Annotated in this window: 1 protein-coding gene; it reads left to right on the plus strand. The window is 44.3% G+C overall.

The genetic code is table 11. From position 1 onward, the window contains the following. Positions 1–560 (plus strand): hypothetical protein (locus tag ACFIMI_RS09835; RefSeq protein ID WP_375692551.1); only part of this gene is annotated, 560 nt, incomplete at both ends.

The raw sequence follows: 560 nt of genomic DNA on the forward strand, positions 1-560 counted from the left end.
CTCGATTTAAGCAATAATCGTTCTCATATTTACACGCCGCAAACGCTGTATTTAATTGCAGATCATATTGATGTCTCAGAGAGCGAATTGGCTTATGGCGGTTTAGACTTTCAAAGCACCAATGCCCTTGATATTCACAATGCGCGGCTACAAGCCGTGACAGATCAGGGAGGGACTGGAGATATTCTTTTTGTTGCTCCAAGCGTTATGGTTGATGAGACGACTTCTGTTTTAGCGGCACGAGATTTCGTGATCAAGACGGGGGAGCTTGGAAATAGCGGTCAATTGGCATCGGGGCAGGATTTAATCTTTAGCGTGACGGGGGATGTGACCAACAACAAAACGGGTTTAATTTATGTGAAGGGCAATGGTGCTTTACAAGTTGATGGGGCTTTGTTGAATGATTTTGGTGCCATAATGGCAGAAGGTGATTTATCTTTCACCAATGCAGATGGCAGCGGAAAAAGCCTTTCGCTTGTGAACAAAGCAGGCTTTATTCAAGCTGGTGGAAACTTAAATATCCAAACCAACACTCTAAAAAACGAAGCCGATAGCACGCC

It is taken from the genome of Bartonella sp. AP4SXKL, assembly GCF_042195845.1.
Lineage (GTDB): Bacteria > Pseudomonadota > Alphaproteobacteria > Rhizobiales > Rhizobiaceae > Bartonella.